Annotated in this window: 12 protein-coding genes and 1 pseudogene; 5 read left to right on the forward strand and 8 right to left on the reverse strand. The window is 43.0% G+C overall.

The window, feature by feature from the left end; translation table 11 throughout:
* The first annotated feature begins 10 nt into the window (after positions 1-10).
* Together QT327_RS03195 and QT327_RS03200 are read left to right on the forward strand one after the other, a co-directional pair.
* A complete protein-coding gene (locus QT327_RS03195; protein ID WP_130858460.1) occupies positions 11-943 on the forward strand; it encodes an endonuclease/exonuclease/phosphatase family protein in 933 nt (310 codons plus the stop codon).
* Between the two features lie 41 nt (positions 944-984).
* Positions 985-3,296: pseudogene (locus tag QT327_RS03200) on the forward strand (GH92 family glycosyl hydrolase).
* Positions 3,297-3,346: 50 nt separating this feature from the next.
* Here QT327_RS03200 and QT327_RS03205 read toward each other — a convergent pair.
* From QT327_RS03205 to QT327_RS03215, 3 genes are read right to left on the reverse strand one after another with little or no spacing between them, the layout of a single operon-like run.
* Complete coding sequence (locus QT327_RS03205; protein WP_013667789.1) at positions 3,347-3,706, reverse strand: hypothetical protein; 360 nt, start codon at positions 3,704-3,706, stop codon at positions 3,347-3,349.
* A gap of 46 nt (positions 3,707-3,752) precedes the next feature.
* A complete protein-coding gene (locus tag QT327_RS03210; protein ID WP_130858462.1) occupies positions 3,753-4,181 on the reverse strand; it encodes a nuclear transport factor 2 family protein in 429 nt (142 codons plus the stop codon).
* A gap of 5 nt (positions 4,182-4,186) precedes the next feature.
* Complete coding sequence (locus tag QT327_RS03215; RefSeq protein ID WP_130858463.1) at positions 4,187-4,588, reverse strand: hypothetical protein; 402 nt, start codon at positions 4,586-4,588, stop codon at positions 4,187-4,189.
* Positions 4,589-4,662: 74 nt separating this feature from the next.
* Between QT327_RS03215 and QT327_RS03220 the strand changes: the two genes are divergently transcribed.
* The gene (locus QT327_RS03220; RefSeq protein ID WP_130858464.1) at positions 4,663-5,637 is read left to right on the forward strand and encodes an AraC family transcriptional regulator; all 975 of its coding nucleotides are present in this window, start codon (positions 4,663-4,665) and stop codon (positions 5,635-5,637) included.
* A 121-nt stretch (positions 5,638-5,758) separates the two neighbouring features.
* Entirely contained in the window at positions 5,759-8,038 is a 2,280-nt protein-coding gene (locus tag QT327_RS03225) for a GH92 family glycosyl hydrolase (RefSeq protein WP_130858465.1), read from the forward strand.
* A 118-nt stretch (positions 8,039-8,156) separates the two neighbouring features.
* On the opposite strand, the gene galB is transcribed toward QT327_RS03225, so the two are convergent.
* From galB to QT327_RS03245, 4 genes are read right to left on the reverse strand one after another with little or no spacing between them, the layout of a single operon-like run.
* Positions 8,157-10,592: a beta-galactosidase GalB gene (gene galB / locus QT327_RS03230; protein WP_130858466.1), complete on the reverse strand. Its 2,436-nt coding sequence runs from the start codon at positions 10,590-10,592 to the stop codon at positions 8,157-8,159.
* An 11-nt stretch (positions 10,593-10,603) separates the two neighbouring features.
* Positions 10,604-13,144 (reverse strand): glycoside hydrolase 5 family protein, encoded by a 2,541-nt coding sequence (locus QT327_RS03235; RefSeq protein ID WP_130858467.1) that lies wholly within the window; start codon positions 13,142-13,144, stop codon positions 10,604-10,606.
* Between the two features lies 1 nt (position 13,145).
* Positions 13,146-14,645 carry a RagB/SusD family nutrient uptake outer membrane protein gene (locus QT327_RS03240; protein WP_130858468.1) on the reverse strand — a complete coding sequence of 500 codons (1,500 nt, stop codon included), beginning with the start codon at positions 14,643-14,645 and terminating at the stop codon, positions 13,146-13,148.
* 18 nt (positions 14,646-14,663) lie between these two features.
* Positions 14,664-17,765 carry a SusC/RagA family TonB-linked outer membrane protein gene (locus tag QT327_RS03245; protein WP_210421323.1) on the reverse strand — a complete coding sequence of 1,034 codons (3,102 nt, stop codon included), beginning with the start codon at positions 17,763-17,765 and terminating at the stop codon, positions 14,664-14,666.
* A gap of 258 nt (positions 17,766-18,023) precedes the next feature.
* Here QT327_RS03245 and QT327_RS03250 point away from each other — a divergent pair, with 258 nt between their 5' ends.
* Positions 18,024-22,157: a hybrid sensor histidine kinase/response regulator transcription factor gene (locus tag QT327_RS03250; RefSeq protein ID WP_289552000.1), complete on the forward strand. Its 4,134-nt coding sequence runs from the start codon at positions 18,024-18,026 to the stop codon at positions 22,155-22,157.
* Between the two features lie 88 nt (positions 22,158-22,245).
* Here QT327_RS03250 and QT327_RS03255 read toward each other — a convergent pair whose 3' ends face one another.
* On the reverse strand, positions 22,246-22,689 hold the full coding sequence (locus QT327_RS03255) for a YybH family protein (RefSeq protein ID WP_013667795.1): 444 nt from the start codon (positions 22,687-22,689) through the stop codon (positions 22,246-22,248).
* Positions 22,690-22,932 lie beyond the last annotated feature (243 nt).

Below are 22,932 nucleotides of genomic sequence, written 5' to 3' on the forward strand. Positions count from 1 at the left end.
CAAACGATCAATGTATTTACTAAAGAAAAAAAGCTTGCTTTTGCTAATCTGTCTTAGCTTACTCTCCTCTTCTCTATTTGCACAACGTTTTTACGTGGCTACTTATAATATTCGAAATGATAATAACAAAGAGGATGCTGCACGTGGCGATGGCTGGAAACAACGTTATCCCATTATCGCCGACTTAATTCGGTTTCATGAATTTGATATCTTTGGCACACAGGAAGGCTTATATCATCAACTGGAAGACCTGAAAAGCAGCTTACCTAATTATAACTATACCGGTGTAGGACGTGATGACGGAAAGCAGGCAGGCGAATACTCCGCGATATTTTATAATATGGAAAAATTTGATTTGCTAGATCACGGAGATTTTTGGCTTTCCACGCAAACAGACTATCCTAATAAGGGCTGGGACGCTGTTCTTCCTCGGATTTGTAGCTGGGCCAAGCTGCAAGTAAAAGCAAATGGGAAAACGCTCTACTTTTTTAACGTGCATTTTGATCATGTGGGTACGACTGCCAGAAAGGAAAGTGCGAAACTTATTCTGAGTAAGGTCAAAGAATTGGCAGGAAATCACACCGCCATTCTTACCGGCGACTTTAACGTCGATCAGCATAGCGACAGTTATCAAGTATTGGAGCAATCTCATATTTTACAAGATGCTTTTGAGGCGGCTCCTTTCAGATACGTAACGAACGGCACTTTCAATAACTTCAATCCAAATAGTAAAACGGACAGTCGCATCGATCACATTTTCTTAACAACAGACTTTAAAGTTCATAAATATGGCATTCTGACCGACACTTATCGCTCGATGCTACAAAATCCGCAAGATGCCTATCAATCGGGTAATTTCCCTAAAGAAGTGCGGTTAACAGATCATCGTGCACGTGTACCTTCAGATCATTTTCCGGTCATGATCAGTCTTGACATGCCTTAATCTTTTCCTCTACTATTTGTGCTATCTGAAAAAACTAAAAAATGAAATTGAAAGCCCACTTTAAAACGACTTTTATTGTTACAGCCCTGCTCTTTACGCGCACATTCATTATGGGCCAAGAAAACACTGATCCTGTTTCATATGTGAACACATTGGTTGGTACGCAATCCAAATTCGAGCTCTCTACCGGCAATACCTATCCCGCCATTGCTCTGCCCTGGGGCATGAACTTTTGGGTTCCGCAAACCGGTAAAATGGGCGATGGATGGGTTTACACCTATACAGCTGACAAGATAAAGGGTTTTAAACAGACTCATCAACAAGTCCTTGGATGAACGACTATGGACAATTCTCCTTGATGCCATTAACGGACAAACCGGTATTCGACGAAGACGAGCGTGCCAGTTGGTTTTCCCATAAAGCGGAGATCGCAAAGCCTTATTATTATAAGGTGTATTTAGCGGATCACGATGTGGTCACCGAAATTACGCCGACCGAAAGGGCGGCCATGTTTCGGTTCACATTCCCTGAAACGAAAAACGCCTATGTAACTATCGACGCTTTTGATAAAGGCTCTTATGTTAAGGTTATACCCGAGGAACGCAAAATAATCGGGTACACCACACGCAACAGTGGCGGAGTGCCCGACAACTTCAAAAATTATTTCGTTATTGTTTTCGATAAGGATTTTACTTATCAGGCAACGGTTGATCAAAAGCGCATTCAAGAGAAACCTTTGGAAGTACAAGCAGATCATAGCGGGGCTATTATTGGTTTTGCTACCGCTAAAGGCGAACAAGTACATGCACGGGTTGCTTCCTCTTTCATAAGCTTTGAACAGGCGGCTATCAACCTGAAAGAACTGGGTGCCGACAATTTTGATCAACTTGCATCAAGGGGAAAAGAGGTATGGAACAAAACGCTCGGTAAGATTGAAATTGCCGATGAAAACATCAATAACCTACGTACTTTTTACTCTTGTCTGTACCGTTCGGTTCTCTTCCCAAGGAGCTTTTATGAAATAAACGCCGAAGGGAAAATCGTTCATTATAGTCCATACAATGGAAAGGTTTTGCCAGGCTATATGTTTACGGATACCGGATTTTGGGACACCTTCCGTTCTTTATTTCCATTCCTTAATCTCTTATATCCTTCAATGAATGTGAAAATGCAAGAAGGGTTGGTAAATGCCTATAAAGAGAGTGGTTTCTTACCCGAATGGGCCAGTCCGGGACACCGCGACATTATGGTAGGCAACAACTCCGCTTCTGTAGTAGCAGATGCCTATATTAAAGGTCTAAAGGGTTATGACATCGAAACCCTATGGGAGGCATTAAAACATGGCGCTAATAACGTGCACCCCACAGTCTCCGCATCCGGACGTAAAGGTTATCAAGAATACAATCAATACGGCTATATCCCCAATGATCTAGACATTAATCAGAACGTTGCCCGTACCCTGGAATATGCGTATGACGACTGGGCAATCTATACCTTAGGAAAAAAACTTAACAAGCCGCAAAAAGAAATAGCCATCTATGCAAAAAGGGCCATGAATTATAAAAATGTGTTCGACATTCACTACAAGCTGATGCGTGGCCGAAAAGCGGATGGCAGCTTTTCCGGCGCATTTAAGGGCACTGATTGGAGCCGAGATTTTACGGAAGGAAATAGTTGGCATTACAGCTGGTCGGTCTTCCATGACCCGCAGGGCTTGATTGACCTAATGGGCGGTAATGGCGCTTTTACCAAAATGCTCGACTCGGTTTTTATTATTCCAGGTGCTGAAGGTATGAAAAGCCGCTCCATGATACATGAAATGCGGGAAATGCAAGTGATGAATATGGGGCAGTATGCTCATGGAAACCAACCGATTCAGCATATGATCTACTTATATAACTATGCAGCTGAGCCATGGAAAACACAGTATTGGGCTCGGGAGGTTATGGATAAGCTTTATGCCGCTGGTCCGGACGGCTATTGTGGAGATGAAGACAATGGTCAGACTTCCGCTTGGTATGTCTTCTCAGCGCTCGGATTTTATCCGGTATGTCCTGGAACCGACCAATATGTTATTGGCTCACCTTTATTTAAGGTGGTTAAACTGCATTTAGAGAATGGTAAGCAAGTAACCATTAAGGCACCTAGGAACAGCAGCGATCACCGCTACATTAATCGCGTTGAATTGAACGGTAAAGCTTATGGTAAGAATTATTTTCTACACAGTGATTTACAGGGTGGAGCGAATATTGTCTATCAAATGGAAAAAACACCCAACAAAGAAAGAGGTATAGCACCAACCGACGCACCTTATTCTTTCAGTAAGGAAATAGAAAAGACCTTAGAGAAATAAGAAACATCAAAGGAAGTCTCCTAGGTAGGCTTCCTTTGATGTTTTGTTTCCTATCGCTCCAATTCTAGCTCATCTGGATCTATTTGTCCCCTATGAGACACAACCTCCTTATGTAAGTGGTATTTTAATTGACCTTTTACATGCATTGTGTTCACCTTTGCCAGCTCGTGAAGTTTTACCAAAACATCATTGCTGTATTGCTTTGCGTCATCAATAGATAAGGAAGGATTGAACTCGATCAACTTATTGGCGATGTCTTCCACAGTCCCCTCCATCATATACCCTAAGGTATAAATTACCTGATCCACCACAGGTGCATTTGAATCAAAATTAGCAGGTATTTTCAATGGTTCTGCCATATCTTTATAGTCATCAAAAGATAAGGATACTGTCTTGCTTGATTTTTCCATAGCTGTTCATATTATTATAATATAACCCATAATGCTGAATAGTGTTTTAGTTACTGCCACCAAGCGCCTCTGATACAGCATAACTATCTTCCAGTAGGCGGTATTGACTTATCAACCCTTCTTGTACTCTTATCAGAATAGAGAAAAGTGAATCAACGACCTGATCAGTAGGCAGCATTTTCGTAGAGAATTCGCCTACAACAATCGCTACTTCATCGTCAACAAACAGATACTGAATCGAGGCTGTCAGTGGTTTCGTATTCGACCATAGATCCTCGAAAAACATACGTATCTCTGACTTGGCACTCCTTTTACCCAACCAGCTAGCACGACTAAAATTACCGGGAATATACCAATCCACCGATTCAGCAAACAGTCTCATGATTTTCGTTAAATCTCTATTGGCCAAAGCCTCCATGTAATTGTATACCACATCTCTTGTTTGCGCGCTTTGAGCAGTTGCTATCGTTTTCATATGTTTTATGTATTAACTAATTTTTTTGTATTTGATGAGCCCTCTCGGAGATAGCGATGCTGCAAATATGCCATGAGTGCTACCCAAATAGCTACCAGACTAACTGCTAGATTCCCAACAGGCGACAGACGAAAGGCATCGGTTATCAAAATCAGGACACTGACTAATACCCAAATGATATCAAGTGTAATAACGAGCTTTACACCTTGTGGCTTTGCTTGACTTCGACGGCTCGCGTAGTAAACCAAGCAGGCAAAAGCTACTAAAAAGGCACCCACTGCAACGAGCGGAATCCCATTTGATACTTTAAAAAGCTCAGCAATATTTTCGGATAAAACAATTAATAACAAACCCGTTGCACCTGAGCTTAGTGCATTCACAAACATTACTTTTTTTAATCTTTCCATAGCTGTTTTTTTTTATCAAAATTATCTTTCATTGCTAAGGAAAAATTGATATTTTGCGACAATCTGAAAACAACATGCAAATCCTCGCGGTACATCTACAGGCTTTTATTAATTACTTATCTATCCGTCAGCATGGAAAAAACCTGCTAGATAACGATCGTTTACCAACCTCGCTATCTACCCATCTGCATGATGGACATACCGTTATTTCGACCGATTTGTTCTATGATATCCTTGATCAGGTAAGACTGCAATTACAAGATGAGTATCTTGGACTGCGCGTTGGTAGTTTCCTTAACTTAAACGCATTAGGCCTCATTTATCAGATATCTTTGCAAGCAACCAGTGTAGAAGAAGGACTGTATTATTTACGCAACTTTGTCGACGCCACTTTACCCATTGTCCAACTAGACAGCAGACTTTCTCAAGGAAGATATACGATTCAGCTTTCCATTAAAGATGGCCCGAATCATCTTAGCCAGATCGTACTGGAGTGTGTACAAACGATTATTATGAAAGAGCTTCGGATGATGTGCGTAGAAGGTATCGAGATTCAGGCGCGCTCGCCCTATTACGACAGCCACTATCCGGAAGACTTCACCTATGGGAAACACCACGAAATCGAATTCGAGAACATCGTGTTAAAGTCGACAATCAGAAGCTATCGTAAGCATTGTTTAGATTACCTGGTTCCTCAATACTTACAATTCATTGAGCGAATCAAAATGGATGACGAGACCTTTGCCAATAAAGTAAAAATTGCGGCACTGAATCTAGCTACACCAGCCCTTCCCAAGTTAGAACAGGTTGCAGAAAATTTTAATCTCAGCCCGCGTACATTTCAGCGCATTTTAGCAAAAGAGCAATTAAGCTTCCGGATGCTGACAGATAGTTTAAATAAAGAACTTGCTTTGCTTTTATTACGACACGATGGCTATGCCATCGCTGACATTGGCTACCTACTAGGCTATGCTGAACCCGCCTCTTTCTTGCACAGTTTTAAAAAATGGTATGGACAAGCACCCGGTGCCATTAAACGGCAACTATAAAAATCTCTTTAATTACTGCTAAAACATATTAGTAATTTCAAAAACAAAATACTAAGCTTATATTTACGGCAAATAAGTTTATACCTTTTGGCTTAAAGTACATAGTCAACACTTTACAATCATGAAACGACCAACTATTTTAACCATTTTACTTTCAGTGGTATTTGCGACTAAACTTTTTGCGCAAACAGCAAAAGATCCGGTCGACTATATTAATCCTTATATCGGAAATATCAGTCATCTGCTTGTTCCAACTTATCCGACGGTCCATTTACCTAACAGTCTTTTGCGTATCTATCCGGAGCGCGAAAATTTCACGGGAAACGTACTGAGGGGCTTACCGCTTATTGTAACCAGTCATCGGGGAAGTTCCGCGTTTAATTTAAGTCCTTTTCAAGGAGTGGTAAAAGATATCAAGCATGTACTTCCCTTGAGCTACGACAATGAAGTAATCAAACCTTATTTCTATAGTGTAGACCTTGATGAACAGAATGTTGCGGTACAATATGCTCCTTCGCATCAATCCGGTATTTATGAGCTTCATTTCAATCACCCGGAGAAAGACACCTATTTGATTTTCAACACCCGAAATGGTGAACTATCTCATGACAACCGGCATATCAGTGGATACCAGAATTTAGATAAACAGACCAAGGTATATATCTACTTGGAAACGGATGTGCAGCCTATTGTTATTGGAACAAATCAAGGTGATAAGGTCGGCACAAACGATAAAAGCACAAAGGGCGAAGATGCCTATTTTATCGTACAATATCCTAAAGGCACCACTAAAATAAAGCTACGTTATGGTGTATCCTTTATCAGTACGGAGCAGGCAAAAAGAAATCTTCGTAGGGAGATTAGGGATTTTGATTTAGCGACGATTTCAAAAAGGGGGCGCGACATTTGGAATCAGACATTGAACAAAATAAAAGTTACCGGCACCGATGAGGATGCAAAAACTGTCTTCTATACGTCTTTGTATCGGACTTACGAAAGGATGATCTGCCTTTCTGAAGATGGAAAATATTTCAGTGCTTACGATGGTAAAGTCCATGACGACAAAGGCAGACCCTTTTACACCGACGATTGGATCTGGGACACCTATCGGGCGACCCACCCACTTCGCATATTGATTGAGCCGGAAATGGAGGCAAACATGATTAATTCCTATATTGTTATGACGCAACAAATGCCGCGCGCGTGGATGCCTAATTTTCCCGAGGTTACGGGGGATAGTCGTAGGATGAACTCCAATCATGCAGTGGCGATGGTTGCAGACGCATATAATAAAGGGCTTCGGAATTTTAATTTGGAAGAAGCTTATCGGGTAGCCAAAGCAGCCATCACAGAGAAAACCTTAGCTCCCTGGTCGGCTAAACCAGCAGGCGTACTGGATCAATTCTATAAAGACCACGGCTATTTTCCTTCCTTGGCACCAGGCGAAAAGGAAACCGTACCGGAAGTGCACAGTTGGGAACGCAGGCAGCCCATTGCGGTGACACTCGGCACAGTATATGATGAATGGTGTTTATCGCAAATAGCTAGCAAGCTTGGAAAAACGGATGAAGCCAAATACTTTTCGGAAAGAAGCCTAAACTATCGCAAAGTCTTTAATCCTGAAACAAAATTTTTCCATCCAAAAGATACCTTTGGGGTTTTTATACCTCATATGGATTACCGATTTCCTCCCGGTATTGGTGGCCGCGATGCTTATGATGAAAATACCGGTTATGTTTATCGCTTCGACGTACCTCATAACATTGGTGATCTCGTACAATTAATCGGCGGAAAACAGGCATTTATTGATGCCTTGGAAGATATGTTCAGTACGCCGCTGGGTAAAGGAAGACCCGATTTTTACCATATTTATGCGGATCATAGTGGAAATGTTGGTCAATTTTCAATGGGTAATGAACCCGCCATGCATATCCCCTATCTATACAATTATGCGGGACAACCCTGGCGTTCGCAAAAACGGGTGCGTACATTACTTCAGCAATGGTTCCGCAACGATTTGATGGGCATCCCAGGTGATGAGGATGGTGGAGGCCTTACTTCTTTCGTCGTGTTCTCCCAATTGGGCTTTTATCCCATCACCGCCGGTTTACCCATGTATGTCATCGGAAGTCCAACCTTCGAAAGTGCCACGCTGGACATCGGTGATGGTAAGATATTCAGTGTGGTTTGCGAGAATTATTCACCTGACAACAAATACATCCAGTCAGCAAAACTCAATGGCGTATCCTGGAACAAATCCTGGTTTAGCCATGAAGATTTGATGAAAGGCGGTAAACTTGAACTGGTTATGGGGAAACATCCCAACAAAACCTGGGCCACCGGAGATGACGCCATTCCGCCATCGTTTAAGATGAATGATAAATTAAAAATTAAAAAGTAAAAAAGCTTGCCTCTCGTAGTGATGGCCTACCTGTTGAAAGGCAGGCCATCATTATCACATTAACCACTTCTCTACTCAACGTTTCAACCACTCAACCATCAGCTAATCATCACATTAGCTACTCAACTTCCAAGGCCATCCTTTCACTTTTCAACTGAGCTCCGCTTACCTTCACACGAATTGCCCCCTTCTTCTCCGCAGCTTGTACAATAAAGACCAGCTTTCCATTAAACGTTTTCATTTGCGGGATATGAAAAGGCTCTAAAGACGTTGCGTCTCCATTACAGACGGCCTTAAAGCTACCTGAACCTTCTACCGTAAAAGACAAGGGAACAGCGGCATCCGGGCAGAGATTACCCTCGCTGTCAATCACTTCAACCGTTATAAAAGACAGATCTACTCCATCAGCAATCAATTGATTTCTATCGGCACTTAATCTTAAACCGGTAGGCTTTCCCGCAGTATGTACTTCCCTTTCCTGAGCTATGGCACCGTTTTCATTATAGGCTACTACTTTTAACGTACCTGGTTGGTATACCACCTTGTTCCAACGCAATCGATAACGGTCTAATTTGCTCGCTGGATTTTTCTTGATTCTTCCCTGGCTGACGCCATTCACAAAGAGTTCCGCTTCAGGGAAATCTGTATAGCAATACACGGGGATGATATCGCCTTCCTTGCCTGGCCAAGTCCAATGTGGTAATAGATGCAGGGTGTGCGCTTCTTGATTCCATTTACTACGGTAAAGATAGTAGCGATCTTTTGGTAATCCCGCTAAATCGCAAATTCCGAAATAAGAACTTCTGGAAGGCCAAACCTGATCATAAGGTGTCGGTTCTCCCAGATAATCAAACCCCGTCCATACAAACTCTCCTATTACCCAAGGTTTATCATCTTGCAGTTCCCAATCCTCTTCCGGTAAATTCGACCAACTGCAGCTCTCCAGATCATATGATGAGCTTTGGGCATCCGGATAGGTTTTTTGTTGATAAGGTTGTACCGGATATTTATAAACACCACGCGAACTGACTGTTGAAGCTGTTTCGGAACCCAAAATAAAACCTTGAGGTAGCTTATCGTAAGCAGTTTGATAACGGTGGGTGCGGTAGTTCAATCCCGGCACATCTAAGAGTGCCGCAAAATTGTTGGCAATTGCATTATCTACACGATCCATCCCTATGGTAACAGGCCGTGTCGGGTCTTCGCGATGGCAAATATCCTGCAGGCGCTTAGCTATTCGATTACCTCCGTCCATGCTTTGTTCGGGCACTTCATTGCCAATGCTCCACATCACAATGGACGGATGATTGCGGTGACAGCGAATCAAATTTACTAAATCGCGCTCTGCCCATTGGTCAAAGAAACGATTATAACCGTTTTTACATTTTGCAGCTTTCCACTCGTCAAAGCTCTCGGCCATCACCATCAATCCCAGTTCATCACAAAGCTCCATTTGCCAGGGTGAGGGCATGTTATGAGCCGTGCGAATGGCGTCCGCGCCCATTTCTTTCATAATTAAAAGTTGCCGTTTCAAAGCCGCTTTATTAATGGCGGCACCCAAAGGGCCTAAATCATGGTGCAAGCAAACGCCCTTAATCTTTCTAGATTTTCCGTTTAACATAAAACCACCGTGAGCGTTGACCTTTACCTCACGAATACCGAAGCGAACGGAATCCACATCCACTAATCGATCACCATCATAAAGTTCGATCTTTGCTAAGTACAAAGCTGGGCGCTCGGGCGACCACAATGCAGGTCGCTCCAATATTAGATTTTCCTCTATCGGAATTCCACGCCAAACTAAATTCGCCTCCTTTGTGAGAAGTACATGGCTTTTCTGATCGAGAACGGTTGTTACTGCCCGCAATTTCTTGTTTTGGTGCGCATTCAGTTCTGCCTTTATACTAATTTGTGCTAAACTGTCGGATACCACTGGCGTGGTAACCGATAGGCCCCAGGGCACCACCGCAGTTTCATTTGTAAATAATAGCCGAACAGGCCGATATAAACCTGCTCCCGGATACCAACGCGAAGATTCCGGTTGATTTTCCAACCGAACGGCTAACACATTTTCGCCTTCAACCCCTAAAAAAGGAGTGATATCGAAATGAAAAGAGTTATAGCCATAGGGCCAAAATCCCACTTCCTTTCCGTTGATATAGACCCGTGCTTCGCTCATAGCTCCGTCGAATATAATGCTTGCACGGCGGCCGGCTAAAGATTCTTTCGGCAACGTCGTCCGGTACCATCCTACTCCTATGTAGGGAAGTGCGCCGGTGCGGCCCGTTTTTTCGCTAGGTATCGTTTCACCATTTTGCGTAATGGCTACCGTTTGTTTATCGATTTCTTTATCAAACGGACCAGTGATAGCCCAATCGTGCGGAATATTTATTTTTTGCCAATTTTGATCGTTAAAATCAGGTTGTTCGGCTCCTTTTATATCGCCTCGCTGAAAAGACCATCCTTTATTTAAATAAATTTCTTTTCGTACCTGAGCCGACAACAGGCTGACTGCCATCGTCGCCCATAGGGTAACCGCCATACGCTTCTTCATGAATAAAATCGTTACTCTAACCAAATAGCCTCTAAGTATAATCCCAGCGACTTGTTCAACAATAAGTTATCTCTTTCGATATAGATTTGCAATTTATCTATTTTTTGGATATCGAGCATCTTTTCCAAACTACTTAAAAACCATTGCGGCAAAAATCCAGGATACGGGCGAGGTAAAAGAAAGGTCTTTCCCTGCTGAAGTAAATCGAGTGGAATCCGAATCAGTGAATCGGTTGATTTCAGTGTTATCTCTTTCGAGAAACATTGCCCATCGGAGTCAATTAAGCCGATACTGATCGGTAATGCGGCAATCCCTTCCATTCCTCCTCTGATTATCAATTCCCTTGCTCCAAACACATTCGTTAGTCGGGCAGGCTGAATAGGAAGCTGTAAAGCAAAACCTGGTAATGCGTCCGCATCCCGTAAGGTTACGTTTAAGACGAATGCACTCGACCTAGGCCGAATAACGTAATCATGACGAATCGACGGATGATGTGATGGAAAAGTAAACACTCGGCGATCATTTTCCGGTCGATACAATAGAGACCAATTACCTTGCTGTAAAATATCGTATGTCCACCATGCTGATGAAAAATCGTCCCAAGCCTTTGGCTCTCCCTTATAATTATCAGGAAAGCGCTGGCGAGTACTTCCATTTTTTATCCATACGCGATAGTTGAGTCGGCCTGCCCTTCGCCACGCTGTAGGGATCGGAGCAGCAAACAATCCTGGCTTTATGCGTAGCATAGGAACCTGCTGTGCAAAGCTGCCCCATCTTTCCATATCCATAAGCAGGCTGTCACCAACTACTTCACCAGCAACATAAACATGTATTAAACTATCCGATCTCAATGTTGGTGGAGCCGGCTTAACGAACAAACCAGTGTATACTGGTTTTGGAGCGGCAAATTCGCGTAGCGATAGAGTTCCCATGGTTGTCGACCGATCTTCTAGCTCAACTCCTTTTCTTGTTAGGAGATAAGTTCCAGGACCAAGGACGACAGTGCCGTGCTTAGCTACTTCCGAAACCGTATTTCCTTCATTCAATCCATGTATCTGAAAATCAGCTCCCAGATCGGTTAAATTAATTTTTAGTTGATGAAAGTTCCAAGTTACCCGATTGACCTCTTTTTTCAAAGAGGGAGTTTCAAATGGATCGGAAAGTGCTATTACATCAGGCATCAGTTCCAAACGCCAGACACCATTTTCAAGCTTATCCAAAAAATAAGCCCCCGTTCCGGGAAAGTCGATTACCGGCGAAGAGCCAACGCCTGCAAGATGTCTCAAGGAGGTTGGATCGACGGGTCGCTCTTCCGTTGTCGTGGTATAATAAAAAGCCGTGTCGGTGTTCATTAAACTCAGTTGTTTCAAATAATCTAGCTTAAATGGACCAAAAGAGGCGCTTTGAGGATACTTACCATAATGACCACCCGAAGGTAAACTTCTAAATACGTACCCCGCTATTAACAAGCTAATGGCTTTCGCTGGTGTATATGCCAGGTTTAAATAATGGGTTTGATATTCGGTATTTGCATAAGCAATGGCTAGCGGATCGTAAGCAAACTGTGTGGCCCATTGAAAGCCCGCCTCGCGGAAACTACGGGCCATAGCAGGAAACAAAATCGGCTGGACCTGATCCGCGGCATCGAACTCATACACCATTTTTGGCTTTTTTAGAAATCCCGGGATTGTATCGAAAGGAATTGTATAACGATCGACATGTGGCAAAAAATTCCCTTGAAGGCTACCTCCCGCCACCAAACCCACGGGATACCATTGAAAGCTAAAACCATCGGCGGCTGAACGGGCAACTGCAGCTGCTTTACTCGGGTTTTGACTTATATTATAAAAAATCGGTTTCTTCCAACCCGTCTTTTTTATCACCTGTTTTAAGGTATTAATGTAGGTAGTAATTTGTTGTTCGTCTCCACCGTGATCTGGTTCATTATTGATTTCAGCAGCCACTATATTAGGGTCTTCTCCATAGGTCAAACCCGTATACGGATTTTTATGGGAGAAAAACTGTTGCAAATAGCGCTCTTGCGCTTTAATAGCTTCTTTATTCGTTGTGGAAGCCGCTTTTCCGTAATAGGCAGAAAAACCGGGAAGCTTTTCGTCCCGTTCAGGATAACCATTTCCCCAAAAAGCGATGGGCGTAATGAGCGCATAAATCCCCCTACGTTTTAGCTCGGCCAAGAGAAAATCAAATAATCGCAAGTGCTCATTTGCCATTAAATTACCTTCCCGATCGCTGATTTCAACGTCCCATACATGTACGCGAAAGGCATTGAGACCCAGACGTGATAAGTGGTAAACGTCTTGCCGAATAGCTGCCTCCAAATCGATCCCAAGCTGTTTATGAGCTCGGTAAGCATGTGCAAAAGGTGTTGTATAGTTAACTCCGAAAAAGCGAGCCTCCTTTCCCGAGGTCTTCCAACGCATTATTCCTTGCTTATCCACGACCAAAACACTCGTGTTGTCATGTGACTGGCCCTTTGCAGACGATATCAACAACAGAACCATTGCGATATGGAAATATTTCTTAACATTCATATCAATAGCCGGTTGTTTGCGTTAAAGTTCCTCCACTTACATCTAAGGCATATTGCGGCACAGGAAAGAGCTCGCCACTCGGTGTTTTCCCTACTTCCTGTAGTGAAGACACCCATTTACCATGTCGGATAAGATCCATCTTACGTACGCCTTCCAAGTACAGGTCCCAAGCTCGTTCCTGCAAGATCGCATCATTTAGTTGTGCTTGGTTTAAATCATTAGACAAAGGCTCTAATCCCGCGTGCTTGGCGCGCACTTCATTTACTAAATTGAAGGCTTCAGCAGTAGGACCTTGCTGCTGATTAATGGCTTCTGCTAGCATTAATAATACATCGGCGTAACGTAACAAGGGGATATCATTGCCCTGTACATCGGCACCGGGACTCGACTCGTCCGGATATTTTTTTAGTACCGGCCCGCGCATATTGCTGCGATTTCTCTCCCTTCCATCTTTGGCCGTATAAGAAGGAACCATTAATGTCCGCCGCTTATCAGCCGGATCAAAAGAATCATAGAATTGCCAAGTCGGACAAAACACCCCATTCGGATTAGCCCACCCGCCACTTATTTTCGTACTTTGAAAATCGCCCGGCAAGCAATACATAGCGTAGGCATTAAAATTACCACCAAAGTTGCCACTGGTAGGAGCCGTCGGGTCAACACTGATGGCATAAATTGTTTCATTGTTCCGTTCGGTACCTTCACGGAATAGGCTGGCATAGTCGTCCACCAGTGCATAACCCATCCCCATCATTTCTCGTCCTACTGCTTCAGCTCGCTGCCAGTTTTTTTCGTTTAAATAAAGTCGCATAAGGTACCCCATGGCTAAGCCCTTATTGAAGCGCCCGTATTCAGTTGGACTTTGTACCAAATGATCGGCCGCGAACTGCAAATCACTTTCAATGCTTGCAACAAAAGCTTCTCTCGATAACCTCGTTAAATCTTTTTCAGCTTCGGTATTAATTTTCTCCGGATCGAGAATGACCGGTAAAGGGCCATACATATGCAAGAGGTAATACATAGCCATTCCACGTCCCATACGTGCCTCTGCGCTGAAGCGGTTTTTAGCCTCTTCACTTATTGAGGACGTGGCGATATCCTTTAATACTTGCGTCATACCGGTTACATACCGGACCTTTTCAAAATGGCTGGTTTTGTCTTGCGTCCGTAAGAAAGTAAAATTGGCGCGACTGAAAAACTCCCAAAACCCACCCCACTCTGAAAAGGTGTTAAAGAGATCGGTAGATAAATCAAACATTGCCAAATGCCCATATTCCGGACTGAAAAACATGTTCTGGTAAGCAACATCGTTATAACCCCATTTAGAACCAAAGGGTTTATAGGCTTGCAGCGTATAAAGGTTAAAGTCGGCTTCCGTGCGCGGAAAGTTATCAGGTGAAAGCACCCCGGTAATAACCGGGTCAAAATTCTTTTTACAGGCACTAAGGGATATAACCAAAAGTAGCAGGCTGTAAAGGGTATATTTATTGAAGGTTGTCATATTATTTCTATTTTTACATTAAAAACTTGCTCTTAGCCCCAGAGAGATGGTCCGCGCCATGGGATAAGGTGCCGGCCCTCCTTTAATAGATACCGCCTGCACCTCAGGATCAACTCCATCAAAACCGGTGATGATAAAGGCGTTCTGTACATCGGCGTATACGCGAAGCGAATTCATTAATTTACTGATGGCACCTGTTCGGAAGGTATACCCCAGCGTAATATTACGACAGCGTAGGAAGTCGCGCTTAGCCAATCGGGTATCTACACCGGGATCTAAACCTAATGCCGCCTCATTAAAAGCAGCCCCAGGTTGCGTACCGCTTGGGTTGGAAGTACTCCAAGCGTCTTTGATACGCGTGGTTCCGCCTTGTTGATTACCCAACAGATTGACTGGATCGCCCCATAATGTGGTATAGTCATATCCCCAGGCTCCGAATTGTCCGTAAAGAAAGATCCCTAAGTCGAAATTTTTATACGTAAAATTGTTACCAAATCCGACAATCAATTTTGGAATTCCCGAATAACTGACCACATCATCAAAATTTAAGGCACCATCACCATTACTATCCACAAAAATCGGAGAACCGGGCTTTTGTGCATTCTGTGGCTGCCAGGCGGGTACTTCTTGTCCAATTTGCAAAATACCAGCTGTTGGATACACATAAATAATATTGCTGCCCACAGGATCGGTAACGCCTGCATAAGGAGGCGGAGGTTCGTTGGCAAAACGTTCCACCCAACGATTTTGGTAATGTGTTAGGTTCACCACCGAGTTCCAAGTGAAGTTATCACTACTTAGGTTTACCGTGTTTAAGCTAAAATCGAAACCAGTGCGCCTTTGATGCCCGCCATTGACAGGCGAGGTTGAGATAATCGATAATTGAGGCGTCGTAGCGTTGGTTAACAAACGAGTTTTGTTCTCGATAAAGTAATCGAAAGAGCCGTTGATTCTATCCCTGAATAAGCCAAAATCAAAACCGGCATTGAATGTTTTGGTAATAGGCCATTGCAAATTGGGATTCGTAAACGCATTTACGCGGTAAGGAATATACCTTACCGAGCCATTTTCAAATGCAATCGCCGTAGCATCTGGTCCATAAGCGCCGTAAGCTACACTTCCCGGACGCTCACCGGCGGTACCGTAGCTGGTGCGTAATTTGAGCAAACTGATTGCCTCTATCTTTTTTATGAAAGGTTCATTGGAGAATTTATAAGCGAGGGAGGCCGAAGGAAAATTTTGATATTTCTTATCCGGAAAGAACTTATCAGCCCCGTCTCTACGTAAAGAAAGTGACAACACAAAACGATCAGTTAGTTCCACATTACTACGGATAAAAAACGATCGCAACTTATTTTTACCCCGATAAGATCCAATAGTGGGTATGCCAGTCGCAGTGGCCAAGTTATCGGTATTAATCACATCGGGCATATCAAATGCTTCCACGTTAAAACCCGAGAAATCTTCCAGATACTGGCCTACACCGGTCACTGCGTCGATTGCCAACCATTCGTTTAGACGCTTGCGATAAGAAACCGTCGCTTCCATTGTTTGATTTTGCCTACGTGTCTCTGCTAAAGATGCACGCGATCGATAAAGTTGACCCCAGAACACGTTAGAAGGGATAAAGAAATTGCGGAGGGAATTTTCGTCATTATTACCGTAGAGCACCTTCGCTGTCAACTCATTTGGGATCAGTGTAAAATCGAGTGATGTATTGATTGTTAAACCATTAAATTTCGTTTGGTCTTTAATCGTCAATAGGGATACAGGATTACCGGTCACTGCAAAAATGGAATAATTACCATCGGCGTCGTAAATAGGAACCGTTGACGGATAACCTAATGCCGCTTGCAGAGCATTGAAACCTTGCGTACCGGCTCCGCCCGTCTGCCATCCTGCTTGAGGGTTGGCATACTCATTTCTATTGGCATTGACATTAGTATTTAAGCTCAGCCATTTACTAAGCGCAAAAGTAACATTCAACCGGCCGGACCATCGTGTTAAATCGGAATTCTTTACGGTGCCCGTTTGCTTATAGTAATTGGCGGAGGTGTAGTAAGTCACTTTTTCTGTCCCTCCGTTAAGACTTAATTGATGATTATCCACGTTACCATTCCGCAGCACCTGATCAAGCCATCGCGTACCTTCTCCTGCACCATTGATTTGTTCTTGTGTAAAACGGGGCGAATAGGCCCTCAGGTCCGGCGTACCTTGTCCAAAGGGTTCCATATTATTGTCTGACAAATACTTATCAACGCTCAGCTGATTATGATACACCATATAGTCCCTTGCATTCAAAGGCTCCAAGTATTTCATGTTATTGACAAAGGAATGGTTGGCATCATAGCTAATATTCATACGCCCAGCCTTGCCTTTTTTCGTAGTAATGTACATGACCCCATTAGCGGCAGAAACACCATAAATAGCCGCACTGGCATCTTTCAGAATTTCAATCGATTCAATGTCGTTGGGATTCAGACCCGCTAATGGACCGCGATCAACGCCTTGAATCTCTACTGACCCGTTATCCGGTTCCAGCGCATTATTCGGAAACACAACACCGTCCACCACAATAAGGGGTGTTCCCTTTCCGCGGATGGAGACATTAATATTACCGCCAGGTTGTGAACTCTGTTGATTTACCTGCAGACCCGCTGCCCGGCCAAATAACAGTTCCGGAACAGAGCTATTAGCTGCTGTCGGAATTTTCTTCGGATCGATTTTCGAGACGGAAGTGGTTAGATTTTCTTTTGTCGTGGTGCCATACCCGACCACTACCACTTCATCCAACGCGTTCTCTTCTTCTACTAAGGTCAGATTAATCACGTTTCCTGTCACCTTGATACGCTGTTCTTGATAACCCACCGCCTTTATCAGTAGGCTAGCATTGGAAGGCACGCTCAGGCTGTATCGTCCCTCTGCATCGGTAGAGGTGCCAACGGCGGAACCTTGTACAAGAACCGATACCCCGGGAATCGGTTGGCCATCGCTTTGCGCGATGATTTTGCCACTCACTTGTATGTTTTGCTGCGCATGCATCTCGGAGACGAGCATACACAGTGCAAAAAGAAAGCAAGTGAAGTTCTTTAGTTTAAATTGATCATTAAACATCTTCATAGCATGTTTTAATTGGTTAAAATCTTTGTTTGGTTAGTCACATCGCTGCAAATGAAGGGTATTCGACGATTTCTTTTTGTTTCAATCGTACATACTTTTGGTTCGAACATGCATAATAGCATGATACAATTTGTGCGTCGGCTCCTTTAAGCCGACCGCACATTTATTGATGCAAGTCACAGTAAGAAAAGTGTGATACGCTATAGCCAATACCGAAATTATTTCCTTAGATTCGTAATAATAACCAGCACCTAATCAATGCAGACTGTTCAATTATATCAACGGATTTCGTGGTACGTCCTCTTTATACTATTCTTCTACTGCATGATTGGTAATCCCTATTACCTAAAGGCTAAAGACGGCCTCCACTTTCAACACATTAATCACTTCCAAGGACTTTCCAATAATACCGTTGAATGTATATTTCAGGACACTAGGGGCTTCATGTGGTTCGGCACTCGAGATGGGCTCAATCGCTATGATGGATATGAAGTGATTTCTTATCGCAACATACCCAACAACCCGCATTCGCTTAGTGACAATTACATTACTTGCATCTATGAAGATAAAACCGGTGGCTTATGGATAGGGACTTTAAACGGTTTGAACTATTACGACCGCGCAAAGAATCAATTTAAACGTTTTAAAAGTAGTGACAATAGAGAGTATGCTATTAGTTGCAATCGCATTAGCGCCATAACGGAAGTAGGCGGTGCCTTATGGATTGGCACATTTGGAGGAGGATTGAATCGTTTGGACAAGCGGACTGGACATTTTATTACATACCGCCAAGTAGCACATAAAGCAAGTCTTGTTGACGACTTTATCCGTTGTTTTTACGTCGATCAAAAGCAACGTCTGTGGATCGGAACGCAGCGGGGGCTCAGCTTATTGGAGCCAAAAAAAGGCATTTTCTGTCAGATCCCGCACGATAAAGGGCTGGATATTTTAGCCATCGTGGAAGATGCTAACCATCAAATCTTACTGGGTACCAATAACGAAGGAGTTTATTCATTTAATACACAGCTTCTTCGCTACGAAGAGCGCCGATATCACGAGGGCATCAACGGTGGCATCACCAGCGACCTGATCCGGGCCTTACTGCTAGATCAACAGCGTCGACTTTGGGTTGGCAGTATTAACGGTGGACTAAGTCAATATAACCCTCAAACGGAAGAGTGGAGCCATTATACTGCCGAGCCGGATAATCCCAACAGCCTTTCGCAGCGCACAATCTCAGCTCTTTTTGAAGACCGTCAAGGAAACCTTTGGATCGGCACCCATCGAGGCGGGGTTAACTTATACAGTCCGCATGCTAAGAAATTTGAACTTTTCAGAAGAACCGCCCATAGGGAAAGTCTTGGCTATAACGACGTCACCGCCTTTTGCGAAGATAGTAAAGGGCGTATTTGGGTTGGAACGGACGGAGGCGGCCTCGACTTATTCAATCCTAAAACGAAGAAGTTTACCCATTATCGTCATGATCCGAAAAATTCACAAAGTCTAGCTTCTAACGCGGTCCTTCATATCATGGAAGACCGCAATGGACGATTATGGGTAAGTACTTGGGGTGGCGGAATTCATCTTTTTAATCCTGAAAAGGGTACTTTCAAACGTTACCTGCACGACGAAAATAACAGGGCTTCCATCACTTCCAATTTTGTGCATGAAATTTTCGAAGATGCTCGAGGACAATTTTGGGTGGCTACCTATTACGGTGGACTTAACCGCTTTGATCCGGAGAAAGGTACATTTTCGCGCTTCACGTATGGAAACAATCTACAGAACGTATTCAAAGGCAACAATGTCGTGGCCATTGAAGAAGATAAGCATGGCCAATTATGGTTTGGAACGGATGATGGCGGCTTAAATTGCTATCAGCCTGAATCAGGAAGAATTATACATTACCTGGATAACTGGGAAAAGAATCCTTATGTACGCATTATCCATGAAGATCGTAAAGGCCGACTGTGGTTAGGACTCGATAAACTGTATCTTTTTGACGAAAATAAAAAACAATTCCTACCCAATCCTGCATCTTCTGACTTATCGCAAGGATACATTAAGGGCATACTCGAAGACGAACAAGGCAATTTATGGCTGTCAACCACCAATGGACTAGTAAAATATCACCCGGAAAACCAAAATTACAGACGGTACAATATGAACGATGGTTTGCAGGATTTAGAGTTTGAGGCAGGAGCTTACTTAAAAACCCGCGAGGGTTCATTTCTATTTGGCGGTATTAATGGCTTCAATCGATTTGTTCCGGATAAATTGGCAGAAAATAGGGTAAAACCTCCGCTGTATTTTACTTCATTCGAACTATTTAATAAGAAAGTAGAGGTAGGCGAAAAAGGATCACCCCTGCCTGTCGATATCAGTGTTGTTGACCTTATTTCGTTAAGGCATCAACAATCCAGTTTTTCAGTTACGTTTTCTGCTCTTAATTATATAGCTTCTGCCAACAATCAGTATGCGTACAAATTAGAAGGTTTTGACAGCGATTGGATTCGTACGAATGATCGCAAAGCGGTTTATACGAATCTCAATCCGGGGAAATATATACTTCGCGTCAAAGCATCTAACAATGATGGTGTATGGAACGAAAACGAGAAAAAGTTATTCATCGAAATAAAACCACCCTTTTGGGCCACCTGGTGGTTCCGAGCTTGCGGCTTGGCGTTTTTAGCTGTGCTCCTCTTTCAGTATATTAGGATAACTCGAGAAAAACATAGGCAACGGTTGGAAGACCAAAAGAAGGAAGAATTGCACCAGTTGCAGTTGCAGTTTTTCACCAATATATCCCATGAGTTTCGCACGCCCCTTTCTTTAATTCTGGGACCGATTGAAAATCTATTGCATGAGGAAAAAAGTGCCGGAAAAGAACTGCAGGTTTATCAGCTTATTCATCGCAACGCTAAACGATTGATGGGTTTAATTAATGAATTGATGGATTTCCGTCAAGTAGAAACCGGTGGGTTTAAATTGAATGTACGAGCGGGTGATATGAGTGAGCACGTACGCCGGATAGCCGAAGATTTCACTCTTATCGCCAAACAAAACCAAATCACCTTCACGGTACAGCTGCCAGATGACGATGATTTAACATGGTTTGACCCAACCATGCTGGATAAAATTATGCTTAACATTCTCAATAATGCCTTCAAATACACGCGTACAGAAGGCAACATTCACGTTAAGTTATTGAAAAGTATAAATGAGCATCATCCGGCCTATCCGCATCAATTACGTATCCCACCCATTTATCCTGCTAAAGCGTATCGATATTTTGTGGTGAAAGATAACGGTATAGGCATTTCCGAAAGTTCACTGCAGCATCTATTTAAACGATATTATCGCATCGCCGATTACCATATTGGCTCAGGTGTAGGATTAGCCTTTGTTAAGAGTTTGACCTTGCTACATAAAGGTTATATCGAAGTTAGCAGTGAAACCGACCAAGGAGTTGAATTTATGGTTGCAATTCCATGTGATCGGGAAGATTATCAAGAACATGAAATTAATCATCAAGCGGCTGCATCCTCAACTGATATAGTTATTCAAACGACGTCTGCCGTACAAAACAAGAAAAAGAGTAAACGCCCTATACGAACTGCTGAGGAAAAGGCCCCGCATATTTTACTGGTGGAAGACCATGATGAATTACGTTCCTTTATCAAAGATCAATTAGGTTCCAGCTATCAGATTTGGGAGGCTACCAATGGCATAGAAGCTCTCGACTTTTTGCAGGAACGTTTGCCGGATCTGATCATAAGCGATGTGATGATGCCAAAAATGAATGGGGTTCAGTTATGTAAACGACTTAAATCGAATCCGGAAACACAATCAATTCCTTTCCTCATACTTACTGCCAAACAAGACGAGGATGCTCACCTTGCCGGCGTAGAAGCCGGGGCTGACTACTACTTTTCGAAACCTTTGAATATGGCTTTTTTACAGCAAACCATCCGTAATATTTTTATGCAGCGTGCAAGTATCAAAAGACGCTTGGCAAAAAACAGCCAGCTCGTTGCGCTCGAAAAGGCACATAGACAAAAAGACCGCGCTTTTACACAGAAAATTGTAAAAATTATTGAAAACAATTTATCCAATCCCGCGCTGGATATTATCTTTCTTTGTAAAGAAACCGGCATGAGTCGCACCAAACTTTATCAGGAAATTAAAATGATTCACAATCAATCGATAGGTGATTTTATTCGTTCTATACGAATGAAGCAGGCTGCTCACTTGATGGTGTACGATAATCTACCGATTGCAGAAGTTATGTTCCGGGTCGGAATACAAACTCAATCCTATTTTACCAAAGCTTTCAAAAACGAGTTTGGTAAAACGCCTACGCAATATTTAAAAGATTTAGAAAAGAAGTAAAATCGGCCGAGTGTCGGAATCTGTCGTTACGGATCAATCACGATTAGATACCATGTATCTTGCAGCCAAACAGCTACTTATTTCGCCACTATTTTCTTTTCATCAACCATTTACTAAACCATCCCATTTTTTGAATGCGGCAATTATGAAAGGCGGTCATTTTCCATTTCCCAGAGGGATCACGCACCCATACAGACGTATTAATCGATAAACGATTGGGTGCCACTTTCTTCTGCCATCTAAATTTAATGGCTCCTCTAGCTATAACGACAACAGTCTTTTCATTGAGAAAACGAATATCGGTAATATCCCCTTCCAACTTAGCTCCTTTGAACATAAAATTGTTCATCAGCTCTTTGTGGGCCCGTACATAGGCGGCCCTTCCTTTAAGATGCATCCCGTTAAACGTTATATAATCGCAATCCTCGGTGAGATGCTCGCCTGCAGCCTTGAAATCTAAGGTTTCAAACGCCTGGTAAATCGAGCGGTTGGCTTCCTGAATAGCTTTTACATCCATCGAATGTTGATTCATATGACTGGCTTTTAAATTATGTAAAATAGTATCGGTTTTCATCATATATCGCTCAGGTCAATTATTAGCGTAAAAATAGATAGCGTCAACGCAAATGGCCACTGTTTTTCCGTTAACCATTGCAAATCATCGGTAAACAACCAGATTCAATCGGTTAACCGAACAAGTTACTTTTCACATTAGCTAATAAAAAGACGCAAGGGTATTAAAATGGTTGCATTGGTGAACAACAGTTTTGCTTTT

Source organism: Olivibacter sp. 47 (genome assembly GCF_030372825.1).
GTDB classification, from domain to species: domain Bacteria; phylum Bacteroidota; class Bacteroidia; order Sphingobacteriales; family Sphingobacteriaceae; genus Olivibacter; species Olivibacter oleidegradans.